This is a genomic window from Nitratireductor sp. PBL-C9 (assembly GCF_050877045.1).
Lineage (GTDB): Bacteria > Pseudomonadota > Alphaproteobacteria > Rhizobiales > Rhizobiaceae > Nitratireductor > Nitratireductor aquimarinus.
Genome location: NZ_JBPAXW010000005.1, coordinates 299,737 through 314,825, shown reverse-complemented (window position 1 = coordinate 314,825; position 15,089 = coordinate 299,737). Strand labels below are relative to the sequence as shown.

15 protein-coding genes and 1 tRNA gene are annotated in these 15,089 nt (G+C 62.9%); 9 read left to right on the top strand and 7 right to left on the bottom strand.

From position 1 onward, the window contains the following. Nucleotides 1-45 precede the first annotated feature (45 nt). Entirely contained in the window at nucleotides 46-1,257 is a 1,212-nt protein-coding gene (locus tag ACRTG1_RS13175; protein ID WP_432516246.1) for an MFS transporter, read from the top strand. Nucleotides 1,258-1,263: 6 nt separating this feature from the next. On the opposite strand, the gene ACRTG1_RS13170 is transcribed toward ACRTG1_RS13175, so the two are convergent. Next, nucleotides 1,264-2,091 (bottom strand): SDR family NAD(P)-dependent oxidoreductase, encoded by an 828-nt coding sequence (locus tag ACRTG1_RS13170; protein WP_206548857.1) that lies wholly within the window; start codon nucleotides 2,089-2,091, stop codon nucleotides 1,264-1,266. Nucleotides 2,092-2,319: 228 nt separating this feature from the next. Here ACRTG1_RS13170 and ACRTG1_RS13165 point away from each other — a divergent pair, with 228 nt between their 5' ends. The 5 genes from ACRTG1_RS13165 (at nucleotide 2,320) to ACRTG1_RS13145 (ending at nucleotide 6,190) form a co-directional block, all read left to right on the top strand. Then, the gene (locus ACRTG1_RS13165; protein WP_206543790.1) at nucleotides 2,320-3,354 is read left to right on the top strand and encodes a cysteine synthase A; all 1,035 of its coding nucleotides are present in this window, start codon (nucleotides 2,320-2,322) and stop codon (nucleotides 3,352-3,354) included. Then, a complete protein-coding gene (locus tag ACRTG1_RS13160; RefSeq protein ID WP_210347693.1) occupies nucleotides 3,354-4,094 on the top strand; it encodes an alanyl-tRNA editing protein in 741 nt (246 codons plus the stop codon). Before ACRTG1_RS13165 ends, ACRTG1_RS13160 begins: the two co-directional genes overlap by 1 nt. 15 nt (nucleotides 4,095-4,109) lie before the next feature. After that, nucleotides 4,110-4,961 (top strand): 3-mercaptopyruvate sulfurtransferase, encoded by an 852-nt coding sequence (sseA, locus tag ACRTG1_RS13155; protein ID WP_113155502.1) that lies wholly within the window; start codon nucleotides 4,110-4,112, stop codon nucleotides 4,959-4,961. A gap of 114 nt (nucleotides 4,962-5,075) precedes the next feature. Beyond that, nucleotides 5,076-5,633: an OmpA family protein gene (locus ACRTG1_RS13150; protein WP_206543788.1), complete on the top strand. Its 558-nt coding sequence runs from the start codon at nucleotides 5,076-5,078 to the stop codon at nucleotides 5,631-5,633. An 83-nt stretch (nucleotides 5,634-5,716) separates the two neighbouring features. Further along, a complete protein-coding gene (locus tag ACRTG1_RS13145; protein WP_206543787.1) occupies nucleotides 5,717-6,190 on the top strand; it encodes a DUF1203 domain-containing protein in 474 nt (157 codons plus the stop codon). Between the two features lie 77 nt (nucleotides 6,191-6,267). Here ACRTG1_RS13145 and ald read toward each other — a convergent pair whose 3' ends face one another. After that, entirely contained in the window at nucleotides 6,268-7,383 is a 1,116-nt protein-coding gene (ald, locus tag ACRTG1_RS13140; RefSeq protein WP_432516245.1) for an alanine dehydrogenase, read from the bottom strand. Between the two features lie 151 nt (nucleotides 7,384-7,534). Here ald and ACRTG1_RS13135 point away from each other — a divergent pair, with 151 nt between their 5' ends. Next, complete coding sequence (locus ACRTG1_RS13135) at nucleotides 7,535-8,008, top strand: Lrp/AsnC family transcriptional regulator (RefSeq protein ID WP_113155499.1); 474 nt, start codon at nucleotides 7,535-7,537, stop codon at nucleotides 8,006-8,008. Between the two features lie 48 nt (nucleotides 8,009-8,056). Here the strand turns inward: ACRTG1_RS13135 and ACRTG1_RS13130 are convergent, their stop codons facing one another. Then, the gene (locus ACRTG1_RS13130; RefSeq protein WP_432516244.1) at nucleotides 8,057-8,701 is read right to left on the bottom strand and encodes a 5-formyltetrahydrofolate cyclo-ligase; all 645 of its coding nucleotides are present in this window, start codon (nucleotides 8,699-8,701) and stop codon (nucleotides 8,057-8,059) included. A 211-nt stretch (nucleotides 8,702-8,912) separates the two neighbouring features. Here ACRTG1_RS13130 and ACRTG1_RS13125 point away from each other — a divergent pair, with 211 nt between their 5' ends. Together ACRTG1_RS13125 and ACRTG1_RS13120 are read left to right on the top strand one after the other, a co-directional pair. After that, complete coding sequence (locus ACRTG1_RS13125) at nucleotides 8,913-10,889, top strand: bifunctional 2',3'-cyclic-nucleotide 2'-phosphodiesterase/3'-nucleotidase (protein WP_432516243.1); 1,977 nt, start codon at nucleotides 8,913-8,915, stop codon at nucleotides 10,887-10,889. 198 nt (nucleotides 10,890-11,087) lie between these two features. Then, complete coding sequence (locus tag ACRTG1_RS13120) at nucleotides 11,088-11,384, top strand: Dabb family protein (protein ID WP_113156349.1); 297 nt, start codon at nucleotides 11,088-11,090, stop codon at nucleotides 11,382-11,384. Between the two features lie 11 nt (nucleotides 11,385-11,395). Here ACRTG1_RS13120 and ACRTG1_RS13115 read toward each other — a convergent pair whose 3' ends face one another. The 4 genes from ACRTG1_RS13115 to ACRTG1_RS13100 form a co-directional block, all read right to left on the bottom strand. After that, nucleotides 11,396-12,847, bottom strand: coding sequence for a cryptochrome/photolyase family protein (locus ACRTG1_RS13115; protein WP_432516242.1), 1,452 nt, complete (start codon nucleotides 12,845-12,847; stop codon nucleotides 11,396-11,398). Between the two features lie 23 nt (nucleotides 12,848-12,870). Next, nucleotides 12,871-13,098, bottom strand: a complete 228-nt coding sequence (locus ACRTG1_RS13110) for a hypothetical protein (RefSeq protein ID WP_206994267.1) — start codon at nucleotides 13,096-13,098, stop codon at nucleotides 12,871-12,873. 140 nt (nucleotides 13,099-13,238) lie between these two features. Beyond that, nucleotides 13,239-14,801 carry a CHAD domain-containing protein gene (locus ACRTG1_RS13105; RefSeq protein ID WP_432516241.1) on the bottom strand — a complete coding sequence of 521 codons (1,563 nt, stop codon included), beginning with the start codon at nucleotides 14,799-14,801 and terminating at the stop codon, nucleotides 13,239-13,241. A gap of 178 nt (nucleotides 14,802-14,979) precedes the next feature. Beyond that, nucleotides 14,980-15,054: transfer RNA gene (locus tag ACRTG1_RS13100), tRNA-Asn, on the bottom strand. Nucleotides 15,055-15,089: the final 35 nt, after the last annotated feature.

The window sequence follows — 15,089 nt, the reverse complement described above, 5'->3', positions numbered from 1 at the left end:
AAACATCTGGCGGTTTAGCCAGACGGAGGAGGGAGCAGCGAAAGCATGGCCGGTCTTGCGGCATTGGCGATAGGATACGTCCTGTCGCAATTCTACCGGTCGTTTCTGGCCGTTCTCACACCTGCACTGACCAGCGAGCTGGGCGCCACCAAAGCCCAGCTTTCCATGGCGTCGGGCGCATGGTTTGTGTCTTTCGCGCTCATGCAGTTCGTGGTCGGCGTTTCGCTCGACCGTTACGGCCCGCGCCGCACGGCGGCGTTTTTGCTGGCGGTTTGCGGCGGCGGTGGCGCGCTGCTGTTCGCAATGGCGCCGGGGCCGTGGGCAATCATTTTCGCCATGGTGCTCAACGGCGCTGGCTGCTCCGCCGTGCTGATGGCCTCCGTTTTCATTTTCGCAAAAACCTTCTCGCCGGCGCGCCTGACCATTCTGATCTCCTGGCTGATCGCTTTCGGCACGATGGGCAATGTGGTGGGGTCTGCGCCGATGGCCGCTGCCGCTGAAGCCTTTGGTTGGCGCGGTGTGATGGCGGGGCTGGGGGGCTTCACCATTCTGACCGGCATCGCCATTCAGTTTCTGGTGCGCGATCCGGAGACCGACACACAGGCTGCGCGAGAAGCGGGCTTTGGCTTTCGTGGTTATGCGGAACTCTTGAAGCTGCGCGTCCTGTGGCCGATCCTGCCGCTGACCGCGCTCAATTATGCGCCGGCGGCCGGCATACGCGGGCTCTGGGCCGGGCCGTATCTGGCCGATGTCTACAACGCCGATGCGCTCTTGATCGGTCAGGTGACGCTGTTCATGGCGCTTGCCATGTCGGCGGGCAGTTTCGTCTACGGGCCGCTGGATGTGTTCTTCAAAACCCGGAAATGGGTTGCGGTCGGGGGCAATCTGATCGGGCTCATGGCAATCGTGCTGCTTGCCTTCATGCCGGTCTCGACGATCTTCATCACGACGGTCGTGTTCGTGGTGATCGGCGTGTGTGGTGCGAGCTATGGCCTCTTGATGGCGCATGGGCGGGCCTTTGTGCCGGCCCATCTGACGGGGCGCGGCGTGACGCTGCTCAACTTCTTCTCCGTCGGCGGCGCGGGCGTAATGCAGTTTTTGACCGGTGGCGTTGTGGCGGCATCGGTCGTGCCGGGTGACCCGGTGGCGGCCTACCAGACGCTGTTCATCTTCTATGCGGTGCTGATTGCGCTTTCTCTGGCGATCTATCTGGCATGCAGGGATGCGCCGCCGGAAGTGGAGCGGGTGCGGGCCTGACCCGGATCAGCCGGCGGCCCTGCTGCGCTTTTTGCGGGGGCCGAGCGGGCGCTTGTTCCAGCCTGTCAGGCGGTACATGACGAAGAAGACCACGGGCTTGGGGAACATGCGCAGAAATTTCAGCGGCCAGACAAGGCGCTTGGGGAAGGTGATCTCGTAGCCGCCCCGGCTGATGCCATTGGCGATGCGGCGCGCGGCATCCGGCGCGGTGAGAAGCGCGGGCATCGAAAAGCTGGTCTTGTCTGTCAGCGGCGTGGCGACAAAGCCCGGATTGATGATCTGCGTGCGGATGTTCAGCTTCTCGAAATCGAAGCGCAGCCCCTCAATGAGATTGTTAAGGGCGGCCTTGGTGGAGCCATAGGCCGAGGCAGAGGGCATGCCGAAGAAGGAGGTGACCGATCCCATCACCACGATCTGCCCGAAACCACGGTCGCGCATGCGGTCCGACAGGGGAACGAGCCCGTTCAGCGTGCCAAAAACATTGATCTGGTAGCTGCGGACGAAATTGGTCGTCTCCAGCCGGTCGCCGCGAACCGGCAGATAGGTGCCGGCGTTGAAGACGGCGAGCACGATGGGGCCGAGAGACTTCTCGATATTGGCGACGGTCCGCTCCATGCCGGCTTCGTCCATCACATCGCACGGAAAGACGAAGATGCGGCCTTTCAGGTTTTCCACCTCGTCGGTGATGGAAGCGAGGCCGTCTTCGGCGCGCGCCGTGGCGGCGACCGTGTAGCCATTGCGGGCAAGATGAATCGCAAGCGCACGGCCGATCCCGGTGCTCGCACCGGTGACCCACGCAATGCCATCATTTGGACTGGCCCGATAAAGCGCCATCCCATCCCCTCTTTCTCGCAGGCAAGACTTAACGGGCGGGTGATGGATTGAAAAGCGTATCAGGGCTAGAAATCGCTGAAAAACCTCAACTTATTGTCGGAATTTGTTCGTTCGTGAAGCAATTACCAAACGCGATAGCTTTGCGTGCTTTCGGCGTCTTGTAAAAAATCCCTCCTTGCAAGGCAGGAACGGGCTTCTTAACCTCCGCAAAAATTCAAAGAGGACGACATGAAGCACTCGGTTGTGGACGCCATCGGAAACACGCCGCTGATCCGCCTTAAGCGGGCCTCGGAGGAGACGGGCTGCGAGATTTACGGCAAGGCCGAGTTCATGAACCCGGGCCAGTCGGTGAAGGACCGGGCCGGACTGTTCATCATTCGCGACGCGGAAAAGCGCGGGCTTCTGAAGCCGGGCGGCGTGATCGTGGAGGGTACGGCCGGCAACACCGGCATCGGGCTGACGCTGGTTGCCAAGGCGCTTGGCTATCGCACCGTGATCGTTATCCCCGACACGCAGAGCCAGGAAAAGAAGGATGCGCTGCGGGTGCTTGGCGCGGAACTGATCGAGGTTCCGGCGGTGCCCTATAAGAACCCGAACAACTATGTGAAGGTTTCGGGCCGGCTTGCAGCGCAGCTTGCCAGGACCGAGCCGAACGGCGCGATCTGGGCGAACCAGTTCGACAATGTGGCGAACCGCGATGGCCATATTCACACGACGGCTGCCGAGATCTGGGAGCAGACCGGCGGCAAGGTGGATGGCTTTGTCTCTGCCGTTGGAACCGGTGGGACGCTGGCCGGCGTGGCCGATGGCCTGCGCGGCCGGAACCGGGACGTGAAAGTGGCGCTTGCCGACCCGATGGGGGCCGCGCTCTACAGCTATTACACGCAGGGCGAGCTGAAGTCCGAAGGCACCTCCATCACGGAGGGCATCGGGCAGGGACGCATCACCGCCAATCTTGAAGGGTTCACGCCCGATTTCTCGTTCCAGGTTCCCGATGAAGAGGCGCTGCCCATCGTCTTCGATCTGGTGCAGGAGGAGGGGCTTTGCCTTGGCGGCTCGACCGGCATCAACATTGCGGGCGCAATGCGTCTGGCGCGCGAACTGGGGCCGGGACACCGCATCGTGACGGTGCTCTGCGACCATGGCACGCGCTACCAGTCGAAGCTCTTTAATCCCGCGTTCCTGCGTGAAAAGGGACTGCCGGCGCCGGGCTGGATGGAAGGAGCGCCGGAAATCGACATTCCTTTCGAGGAGGTCGCGTGATGGCGCCGACCGAGACGCTTTTCCGCGAAGACGCCTATCTGCGCGATGGCGCAGCGCGGGTGGTGGGCATCAATGACCGTGGGGGCATTCTGCTCGACCGGACGATGTTTTACGCCACGTCCGGCGGGCAGCCGGGCGACACCGGCAGGTTCACGCGCGAGGATGGATCGCTGATTCATGTGGCGGCGACGGTGACGGGCGAGACCAAGGACGAGATCATTCACGTGCCGGCCGCCGAACAGGCCCTGCCGGAAGTAGGCGAGACGCTGCAGCTGGCCATTGACTGGGACCGGCGGTTCCGGCTGATGCGCATGCACACGGCCTGTCATCTTCTGAGCGTGGTCTGCCCTTTCCCGATCACCGGAGCATCGGTGAGCGAAACGGATTCGCGCGTCGATTTCGATTTACCCGATGCGAGCGTCACCAAGGAAGACGTGACCGCCCGCCTGATGGAGCTGGTGAACGGAGATCATCCGGTTTTCACCCGCTGGATCAGCGAGGAGGAGCTTGCAGCCAATCCGGATCTGGTGAAGTCGAAGAATGTGCGTCCGCCGCAGGGGGCAGGGCGCATCCGGCTCGTGTGCATTGGCGACGAGGCGTCGGTCGACAGCCAGCCCTGTGGCGGCACGCATGTGGCCCGCACGTCGGAAGTGGGCGAAATCCATATCGGCAAGATCGAGAAGAAAGGGCGCGAAAACCGTCGTTTCCGCCTGCGCTTCGGACCAATTCCAGCAAACTGAGACTGAGAGAAGAAAATGAGCGAGAAAAGCCGCTTCACGGTATCGCCGTCATGGCTGGAAGAACGACTGGAGACGCCGGGCCTCTCCATCGTCGATGCGTCCTGGTATTTGCCGGCGCATGGCAGGGATGGGCGCGCCGAGCATGAGGCGGGGCGCATTCCCGGCGCTGTGTTCTTCGATCAGGACGCTGTGGTGCATCCCGAAACGGACCTGCCGCATGCGCTGCCGGATGCCGCGACCTTCCAGCGCCATGTGAGCGCCATGGGGATTTCCGAAGACGACACCATCGTCGTGTATGACGGGCCGGGTCTTTTCTCCGCGCCGCGCGTCTGGTGGATGTTCCGCGTGATGGGCGCAAAGAATGTGCTTTTGCTGGATGGCGGGCTCGATGGCTGGCGCGCCGAGGGACGGCCCCTGACGGACAAGCCGGTCCAGACGGCTCCGGCGGTGTTCAACGCCAAGCTGGACGAAGAGCGGGTGGCGAGCCTTGAGGCGATGCTTCAACTGGTGGAGGATGCGACGGCGCAGATCGCCGATGCGCGTCCGGCAGGCCGCTTTACCGGTGCAGAGCCGGAACCGCGTGCAGGCATGCGTTCGGGCCACATGCCCGGCGCGCGCAATGTGCCCGCCTCCGCACTTTCGCGGGATGGACGCCTGTTGCCGCCGGACGAGCTGCGCGCACTTTTCGAAGGGGCGGGCGTCGATCTTTCGCGGCCCGTGGTGACTTCCTGCGGATCGGGTGTGACGGCGGCTGTTATCTCGCTGGCGCTCGAAACGGTCGGCCATTCCGACCACCGGCTCTATGATGGTTCGTGGAGCGAGTGGGGCGGACGCGCAGACACGCCGGTGGAGACCGGAGAGGCCTGACGATCCGGGATGTGAAGCGGCTGAACGTTTCGCAACGGGGCGTTCATCGCAAATTCAGCGGGGTTCGATGAAGATGTGCGCAATGATGACGCATGTCTTTGAAAGGAATTTTCCATGCTGAACCGTCGCCAGATGCTGGGAGCGGCCATTGCCGCCGCATTGATGCCGGGCGCTGCCATGGCGCAATCCCAGATGCCTTCGGCCTCTCGCATCCAGCGCAGTCTCGAAGCCGCGCCCGCGCAGCGCGTGCGCCCGCAGGACCGTGTGACGGTGCGGGAGCTGAAGCGGCGACCGGAGCTGCGCCGGCGCGCGCCATCCATCGACATTCAGGCCATCAATTTCGGCTTCGATTCAGCCGAGATACCCTATTCGCAGTTCCGCAAGGTGGAAGAGATTGCAGACGCCCTGCATCGCCTGCGTCGTCGCAGGCCGGGAACGGTTGTGCTGCTTGAAGGCCACACGGATGCGGTCGGGTCGTTCGCCTACAATCAGCAGCTTTCGGAGCGCCGGGCCAATTCGCTGAGGCGGGTTCTGGTGCGTGAGTTCCGCGTGCCCTCGCGCATGCTGGAAACGGTGGGCTATGGCGAGGAGTTCCTGCTGGTGCCGACACGCCAGGAGAACTGGCGCAACCGGCGTGTGACCCTGCGGCGCATCGACGATTTCCTGCGCTGACAGGCGCATTGGGCGGGAATCGGGTGGGAAGCCCCGGTCTCGCCCGGCACATTGCTCTCCAACACCTTTGAAGGAGAGCAATGATGGGCTTGATCAGATTTGTCGCCATGGACAGCGATGTTGCGCGGGCGTATCGCAATGGTGTGCCCGATGCCTATGGGCGGAGGCCGGAACGGCGGATTTCCACGGGCAGCGGGGTTCCCTGCCGCCATTGCCTGCGCACCGTTCCCGAAGGAAAACCCTATCTCATTCTGGCCTACAGGCCGTTTCCCGATCTGCAGCCTTACGCTGAAACGGGGCCGGTCTTTCTGTGTGCGGAGGACTGTGAGCGGGCGCAGGAGAGCGATGTGATGCCCGACCTTCTGCGGGCTGGAACGCAATGGCTTCTGCGCGGCTACGGAGATGATGACCGCATCGTCTACGGGACGGGTGACGTTGTTCCGCAGCAGCATATCTGCACCCGGGCGCATGAACTTTTGCAGCGCGATGACATCGCTTATCTGCATGTGCGCTCGGCAAAGTACAATTGTTATCAGGCGCGCATTGAACGCGCCTGAAGTGTGGTTCTGGGGATCAGACGAAAAAAAGCCCGCCGTTTCCGGCGGGCAAGTTTAGGAGGAAAGTCTTGCCGGGCTCAGGCCGCGAGCACGGAGCGGGCTTCGGCCATCTCGTAGCCCAGTGCGTCGGCGACAGCCTGATTGGTGATCCGCCCCTTGTGGACGTTGAGACCGTTGCGCAGGTTCTGATCGTCGACGAGCGCCTTGAGGCCCTTGTCGGCGAGCTGGAGCCCGTAATGCAGCGTGGCATTGTTCAGTGCATGGGCGGAGGTGACGGGAACCGCGCCCGGCATGTTCGCAACGCAGTAATGAATGATGCCGTCCACCTCATAGGTGGGGTCGGAATGGGTGGTGGCGTGCGAGGTCTCGAAACAGCCGCCCTGATCGATGGCAACATCGACAAGCACGGCGCCCTGTTTCATGCCCGACAACATTTCACGGCTGACGAGCTTGGGCGCGGCTGCGCCGGGGATGAGCACTGCGCCGACCACAACGTCGGATGAGAAGCATTCTTCCTCGAGCGCCTCGACGGTGGAGTAGCGCGTATGGACGCGGCCATTGAAGATGTCGTCCAGCTCGCGCAGACGCGGGAGCGAGCGGTCGATGATGGTGACATCCGCGCCGAGGCCGACGGCCATCTTGGCGGCGTTGAGGCCGACCACGCCGCCGCCGATGATGGCGACCTTTCCGGGCAGCACGCCGGGCACGCCGCCAAGCAGCACGCCGCAGCCGCCATTGGCCTTCTGAAGCGCGGTTGCGCCGGCCTGAATGGCGAGACGCCCGGCAACCTCGGACATGGGGGCGAGCAGGGGCAGGCCGCCGCGCGCGTCGGTCACGGTTTCATAGGCGATGGCGGTGACGCCGGATGCGATCAGGCCGCGTGTCTGCTCCGGATCGGGCGCAAGGTGGAGATAGGTGTAGAGGATCTGGTCTTCGCGCAGCTGGACCCATTCCGAGGGCTGCGGTTCCTTGACCTTCACGATCATGTCGGATTTGGCGAAGACGTCTTCAGCGGTTTTGGCGATGGTTGCGCCAGCGGCGCGGTAGGCGTTGTCATCGGCGCCGATGCCTGCGCCTGCGCCGGTTTCCACGAGCACATCGTGCCCATGCGCCACATATTCGCGTACGGACCCCGGCGTAAGGCCGACGCGATATTCGTGATTCTTTATTTCTTTCGGACAGCCGACACGCATCCTTGTCTCCTCCAACATGTGTGCGAATCTTCTGGCTCAATCGATGAGACCACAAAAAAGACCGAACGTCTTTGCGAACTCGTTTGCAGTATCTGGCGATTTTCGCTATTCCTTGCGCGAAATATCGCGTTCGCAGAAGGAAATTCGAAAAATGGCCCTGGATAGGATTGATATCGCCATTCTGGATGCGTTGCAGCAGGACGGGCGGATCTCCAATTCCGCGCTTGCCGAGAAGGTCGGACTGTCGCAATCGGCCTGCTCGCGCCGTCTCGACAATCTGGAGAAGAGCGGCGTGGTCAAGGGATACCATGCCCGGCTTTCGAATGCAGCCCTTGGACATGGTGTAACGGTGATAGTCCATATCTCCTTGTCGGGCCAGTTCGAACGCACGTTGAGCGAGTTTGAGGCGGCGGTGCAGCGCTGCCCGAATGTGGTTTCATGCCATCTGATGGCGGGCGAATATGACTACATTCTGCGGGTCGCTGCGCGGGATCTGCAGGATTATGAGCGCGTTCACAAGGAATGGCTGACGGGCATGCCGCATGTCATCAAGATCAACTCGGCCTTTGCGCTTCGCGAAGTGGTGGACCGCACCGCGCTGGGGCTGAAGCCTGAAATGTCCTGATCCGGGGGCAGGCGGGGACGCCTGACGGCAAAATCTTCTCGCCCGCAGTCAGCCGGCAGTCACTATGTGATCCATCGCAATGTCATGGGGCTGCGGGTAGATGGTCGGCAATTGCGAGAAGGCATAGCCGATGCCCACGACCAGCGGTTTCTTCGCCAGTGCGGCGAGGGTGCGGTCGTAGAAACCGCCGCCATAGCCCAGTCGGTAGCGCGCGGCGTCGAAGCCGACCAGCGGTGAAACCACGATATTAGGCGCGATTTCCGCCTGCGTTGCGGGAACGGGAATGTTCCACACGCCGCGTTCAAGTGTGTCGCCGGGCCGGTAGGGCCGGAAGACGAGCGGTGCGCCCTTTTCGATGACGACGGGGAGCGCGGTCTCTGCTCCCCGCGCTGCGCATCGGGCAAGCCACGGGCGTAGATCCGGCTCCCCCCGGAACGGCCAGTAGAGGCCGATCACTCGGCCGGTGGGATCGCCGATGAGACGGTCGAGCTGATTGGCAATGTCTTCTGCAAGTTCGCTTCGGGTTTTCGCCGGCACGGCAAGCCGCTCGGCGATGAGGCGCTCGCGGGCCGCCTTGCGCCAGCGCCGGACATCCGGCCAGTGGTCTGCATCGGCCGCCTGTGCGCCGCTTGCCAGCTCATGCATGAAGCAGGGCGGTGACGCGTAATCCCGGTCGCCGGAAGAAGTGTTCATCTCTTTTCTCTCCCTCTGCTTTGTTCGTGCAGCGCTTATCAAGACTGCGGGGCGGGCGGCTGAGGCGCTTTTCTCGCTGCGACATGTGAAGCGCCGTTTGTGCCATGGCCCTGTCATCCGGGCGTCACGAGTTTTTGCTGGAAGTCTCGCCACGAGAGCGCAATCATGACTGATCGCTGTTTCCGTTTCAAAGATTGAAAGAGAGATGACCATGACCCGACCGCACGCCCTGCTTTCCCGTCGCTCCTTCCTCGCCGGATCGGCTGCTGCCGGTTCGCTGGTTCTCATGCATCCGTTTTCCGCACGCGCTTCCGGCAATCAGGCGCATCTGCGCATCATGGAAACGACCGATCTCCATGTGCATGTCTTTCCCTATGACTATTATGCCGACAAGCCCAACGACACGATGGGTCTGGCGCGCACGGCCGCGATTATCGATGGCATTCGCGCGGAGGCGACGAATTCGATCCTGGTGGACAATGGCGACTTCCTGCAGGGCAACCCGATGGGCGACTACATCGCCTATGAGCGCGGCATGCGCGAGGGTGATGTTCATCCGGTGATCAAGGGCATGAACACGCTGGGCTATGATTGCTCGACGCTCGGCAATCACGAGTTCAATTACGGGCTCGACTTCATGTTCAAGGTGCTCGATGGCGCGAACTTCCCCTTCGTCTGCGCCAATGTGACCAAGGGCGAGCTCGCTGCCAACGCGCGCGATGACGCGCTTTTCCTGAAACCTTATGTGATCCTTGATCGCAAGGTGAAGGACGGCAATGGCGAAGAGCATCCGATCCGGGTGGGCCTGATCGGGTTCGTGCCGCCGCAGATCATGAACTGGGATTCGAAGCATCTGGCCGGCAAGGCCATGACGCGCGACATCGTGAAGGCCGCAGAGGCCTGGGTGCCGCAGATGCGCGAAGAGGGCGCCGACATCGTGGTGGCGCTGTCGCATTCCGGCATCGGCCCGGCGAAGTATGAGGAGAACCTCGAAAACGCCTCGCTGCTTCTGGCCGGTGTTGACGGCGTTGACGCCATCGTGACGGGGCACAGCCATCTGGATTTCCCCGGCCCGAAATTCGAGGGGCTGGAAGGCGTCGACAATGCGAAGGGCACGATTGCCGGAAAGCCGGCGGTGATGGGCGGCTTCTGGGGCTCGCATCTGGGGCTGATCGACCTGATGCTTGAACGCGACGGCAATCGCTGGATGGTGGTGAACTCCACCTCGGAGGCACGGCCGATCTTCAAGCGCGTGGAGCGCAAGGCCGAACCGCTGGTGGAAAGCGTGGCCAAGGTGGAAGACGCGGTGCGCGAGGACCACGAGGCGACGCTGAAATATGTGCGCACCGCCGTGGGCAAGACCTCCGCGCCGCTGCACTCCTATTTCGCGCTGGTGGCGGACGATCCGTCCGTACAGGTCGTGAGCCAGGCGCAAACCTGGTACATCACCGACATGCTGAAGGATGGCGCGCACAGGGATGTGCCGGTGCTTTCGGCGGCAGCCCCCTTCAAGGCCGGCGGACGCGGCGGACCCGACTATTATACGGACGTGCCGGCAGGCGATGTGGCGATCAAGAATGTCGCCGACCTCTATCTCTACCCCAACACGGTGCAGGCGGTTCTGGTGACCGGGGCGGATGTGAAGGAATGGCTGGAAATGTCGGCCGGCATCTTCAATCAGGTGGAGCCGGGCAAGGCCGACCAGCCACTGCTCGATCCGACCTTCCCGTCCTACAATTTCGATGTGATCGACGGGGTGACCTACCGGATCGATCTTTCGCAGCCTGCAAAATATTCGCCCAAGGGCGAGCTTCTGAACGCGGATTCGAACCGCATCGTCGATCTGCAGTTCAAGGGCGCGGCCATCGATCCGGCGCAGAAGTTCGTCGTCGCGACCAACAATTACCGTGGCGGGGGCGGGGGCAATTTCCCCGGCATCGGCCCGGACAAGGTGATCTTCGAAGCGCCCGACACGAACCGCGACGTGATTGTGCGCTATATCGTGGAACAGGGCACGATCAACCCGTCCGCCGACGCCAACTGGAACTTCAAGCCGCTGGAAAACACCTCGGTGCTGTTCGAGACCGGGCCGAAGGGCGCGGTGTTCGCTTCGAGCGTCGAGGGCGTTTCCATCGAGCCGGCGGGCGAGGGCAAGGAAGGTTTCGCGCTCTACCGCATAACGCTCTGAACGGTAGTCGGTTAAATATAATGATCGGTGATGAGAGGTCGGGCGCTTTGCCCGGCCTTTCTTCTTTTGAAGCAAGTGTTTGCCGGCTTCGGCGGATAAAGTGATTCAGGCGGTTCGCGCTTTGCGTGACGCTGGGGCGCATTGACTTTTTCGGGCGGTCGGCGCGATTTGCGGGCGCAATTTCCAGGAGACATGCCCGTGATTCGACACATCGTTTTTTTCAGCGCAAAGGATGAGGCTGATGTGGAGCGGATTGCCGAGGGTCTCGGCATGCTTGCCGAGATTCCGCATTCGGATTTCTTCGAGATCGGCATCAACCGCAAGGTCGACCAGATCGGCACCGAGGTGGATGTGATCGTCTATGGCGAGTTCCGCGACGAGGCGGCGCTGGCGGCCTACAAGGCCCATCCGGTCTACGACGCCTGCACGGCGAAGGTGCGGCCCATGCGCGAGATTCGCATGGCGGCGGATTTCGTTTCCAAAAAGAAGGACTGACGGGCGCCCCGTCAGTCTGCATTTCTGATCGACTTGTAGGCGGAGAGCGCATTCTCCCGTGCGGCCTTGTGGTCGACCATGGGGCGGGGATAGGTCTCGCCGAGGCTGACGCCCGCCTTTCTGAGTGCTTCGACCGGCGCTTTCCAGGGCTGGTGCAGGTGCTTGTCGGAGAGGTTTTCGATCTCCGGCACGAAGGCGCGCACATAGCGCCCCTGCGGGTCGAACTTCTCGCCCTGAAGCACGGGGTTGAAGATGCGGAAGAAGGGGGCGGCGTCCGCGCCCGAGCCCGCCACCCATTGCCAGTTGGCCGGGTTGGAGGCGGGGTCCGCGTCCACCAGCGTATCCCAGAACCACTCCTCGCCGGTGCGCCAGTGGAGCCCCAGATGCTTCACGAGGAAGGAGGCGACGATCATGCGCGCGCGGTTGTGCATCCAGCCGGTCTGCCAGAGCTGCCGCATGGCCGCGTCGACCACCGGATAGCCGGTTTGCCCGCGCTGCCAGTCTGCAAGCGCGCGGTCGTCCCTGTGCCAGGGGAAGGCGTCGAAATCGCTGTTGAAGTTCTTCGTCGCAAGATCCGGGTTGTGGAACAGGAGATGCCAGCAGAATTCACGCCAGCCGACCTCCTTGCGGAAGGTGAGCATGTCTTCGCCGGCAAGCTCGTCCGTGCCGTCAAGCGCCTGCCAGATCTGGAAGGGCGTGATCTCGCCATGGGCGAGATGGGCGGAGAGGCCGGAGGTGCCATCGTCTCCCATCCGGTCGCGGCGCGTCTTGTAGCCATCACCGCCGCCATCGAGGAACGCGATGAGGCGGTCTCTGGCGCCAGCTTCGCCGGGTGTCCAGGTTTCCCGCAGGCCGCCCGCCCAGTCCGGGGTGGTGGGCAGAAGCTGCCAGTCTTCGAGCGCATCGCCCGTAACGTCGCCTTCGAACGGTTTTAGCGATCCGGGGCGGTCGGCGGGTGCGCGCGGATGCACATGCTCGACCAGCGCGCGCCAGAAGGGGGTGAACACCCGGTAGGGACCGCCGGAGCCGGTCTTGATGCGCCAGGGCTCGTGCAGAAGGTGGCCGGCAAAACTCTCCGCCTCGATGCCGGCCTCCTGCAGGGCGGACTTCATCTGTGTGTCGGCGGCGATGCCGGGCGGGTCGTAGCGGCGGTTCCAGTAGACCGTGGCGGCTCCGGTTCCCTCTGCAAGGGCGGACACGGTCTTCGCCATCGGGCCGCGGCGCAGGATGAGTTTTACGCCAAGCGTCTTGAGATCCTTGCTGAGGGCCGTGAGGCTGTGATGCAGCCACCAGCGCCGCGCGCCACCGAGCGGGCGCGCGCCTTCGCTCTCCTCGTCCAGAATGAAGGCGGCGGCGACCGGCCTGCCGGCATTGGCGGCGGCGCACAGCGCCAAATTGTCGGAAAGGCGCAGATCGTGCCGGAACAGCACCAGAACCGTGTTCCGGTCATTCTCATTGGGCATGTGATTATCCGTGCGGCTTTGGTTCAGTCGTCGTTTGTGGCGTTGAGCTGGTCCGGTCGCAAGCCTTCATCGCCATTCATGCCGCTTTGCAGGAGGCCATTTTGCATGGCCCAGTCGCGCAGGGCCGAAATCAGCGCGTCCTCGCGCGTGATGCCCTGATCCTGCGTGGAGACGTAGCGGTCCAGCGCGGCGATGATGTTTGCCGGCAGCGTGACCGATAAGGTTTCCTGTTTTTCGTTTTCCCGTTTCATTGTGCCCGCCCGTTCTGGCCCCTTGGGGATTGTCGTAGCACAACCTGCAAAAGCCGGTTTGGTTCCGCGCCGGAAACATGGTCACGGAACTGTGTTCGCGGCGTGGGCTGGTGGTGGGGTGGAGGGATGCGCTCTGTGGCCTATTTGTGTTTTCGCTTCCAGAACAGGTGACAGGTCTTCAGCGCCTTCCAGTGGGCCTGCGCCGTTGTCCAGTCATAGGTCACCCGTGTCTCGCATGCGCCGAGCAGCCGGCCGATGGCGCGCTGGGCCGCGAGGTCGTTGATCGAGGAAAGCGGCGGTTTGCTGAGAACGGCTTCGACGACCGTGGCGTCGTTCAGGCTTCCGAACACGGTTTGAAGCGTCTTCAGCCTTTCGGTCACGCGCTTCACATCGCGTTTGGGGAAGAGCGGGCCAAGAAACTCTATCGTGTAGCGGAGCTTTTTCAGCTCCTTGCGCAGCGCATGCTTCTGCTCCTGATCGAAGCGCTCGATCCCTTTTGCTTTGGTCAGGACGTGGGCCCATCGCCTGTCGAGTATCTTGCCGGCAAAGTCCGTCAGCCTGCGGTGCTCTCGCTTCTTGCGATGGTCATCCTTCCATCTGGCGGTTTCGATGAACTCGGAGAGGGACAGAAGGAAGTCGCCGACGCGCTCGCCGCAGAGTATCTGGCGCAGATCGTTGCGTATTTCTTTGGCGTGGCGCTCCAGTGTGCCAAGCACGGGGGCAGCGCCATGGGCATGGCCATCGAGCGCGAAATAGGGGCGTGCGATGTCGTTGAGGACGACGTCCAGATCGCGCAGGCGTCCGACCTCGCGGCCAAGCCAGCGGGCTTCCTCGCTGAGGCCGGGGGCTGCTTCTTCCGGCGAGGCAATTTCGTGCGCAAGGAGGGCAAGCGCGCTGCGCAGTCGCCGGAGCCCGATGCGTAACTGATGCGGGCCTTCCGGATCGTCGCATTGCTGCACCGCCTCAATGTTGGCCGCGATCTGGCTGAGGCACTCGTGCAGCATGGCGCGGGCCGCTTCACCGGTCGCGTATCCGGGTTTGAGGGGAACCGTCTCGGCTCTGCGTGGCGTCGCCGGCGGCTCTATATGCCCCTGTTCGGCGAGAAGAACGCTGCGCGCCGCCTTTGAGAAGCGCGAAAACCGCAGGCTGCCTTTGGGGAGAACCATCCGGGCGGTTCGGTAGAGGTCGGCGGGAGCGCCTTCGACCAGCTCGATTTCGAGTTCGTGCAGGTTTTCGCTGCGTCCGGCCGCCTTGATGGCGCCGCTGTCCACGGCGAGCTCCGCCTTTGCACCGTCATCCAGGCTAAGGTCGATCTGGGTGCGGTTGATGTGGGTCTCGGCGATGGTCTTGAGCGGCCTGTCGCTTATGAGCTTCCTGAGTCGTTCGCGCACGTCTGCATCTTCGATGGCGTCGATGGAGACCTGACCGCTCGGCACGGGGCGCTCGAACTCGCTGACCTTCGACAGCCCGCCTGCAATCGTGCCGTTGAGCTTGACCGTCTGAAGCCAGCGCTTTCCATCGCGCCTGAGGCGCAGGGAAATACCGTTCTTGCGCAGATCGCGCGCTGCCGTGTCGAAATAGATGCTGCGCAGGAGGCGGGAGGCATGCTTCGTGCAGGCCTGCGAAGGCAGCTCGTCAATGCGGGCGAGGACAGCGGGGACCTGTTGTCTGTCCAGCAGGAGTTTCAACTCGACTTCGGACACAGGCGCAACTCCTTCAGGAACGTCAAGCGTCACCCTAGCGTCAAGGTGTTGAAGGAGGAAGCACTTAAGCGGGGAGGGGTGATGACGGAGTGTCGCGCCGGATGGATGTCGGGCACACTGGTGCTGCTCCAGCGGAGGTGCTGAAGGGGTGGGCGGCGTATAGTGTTTGGAAAAGAAGTGGCTCCCCGGGCCGGATTCGAACCAGCGACCAACCGGTTAACAGCCGGTTGCTCTACCACTGAGCTACCGGGGAACGCCTGTGCTCTGTCGAGTGAGCGTGCCTATAGC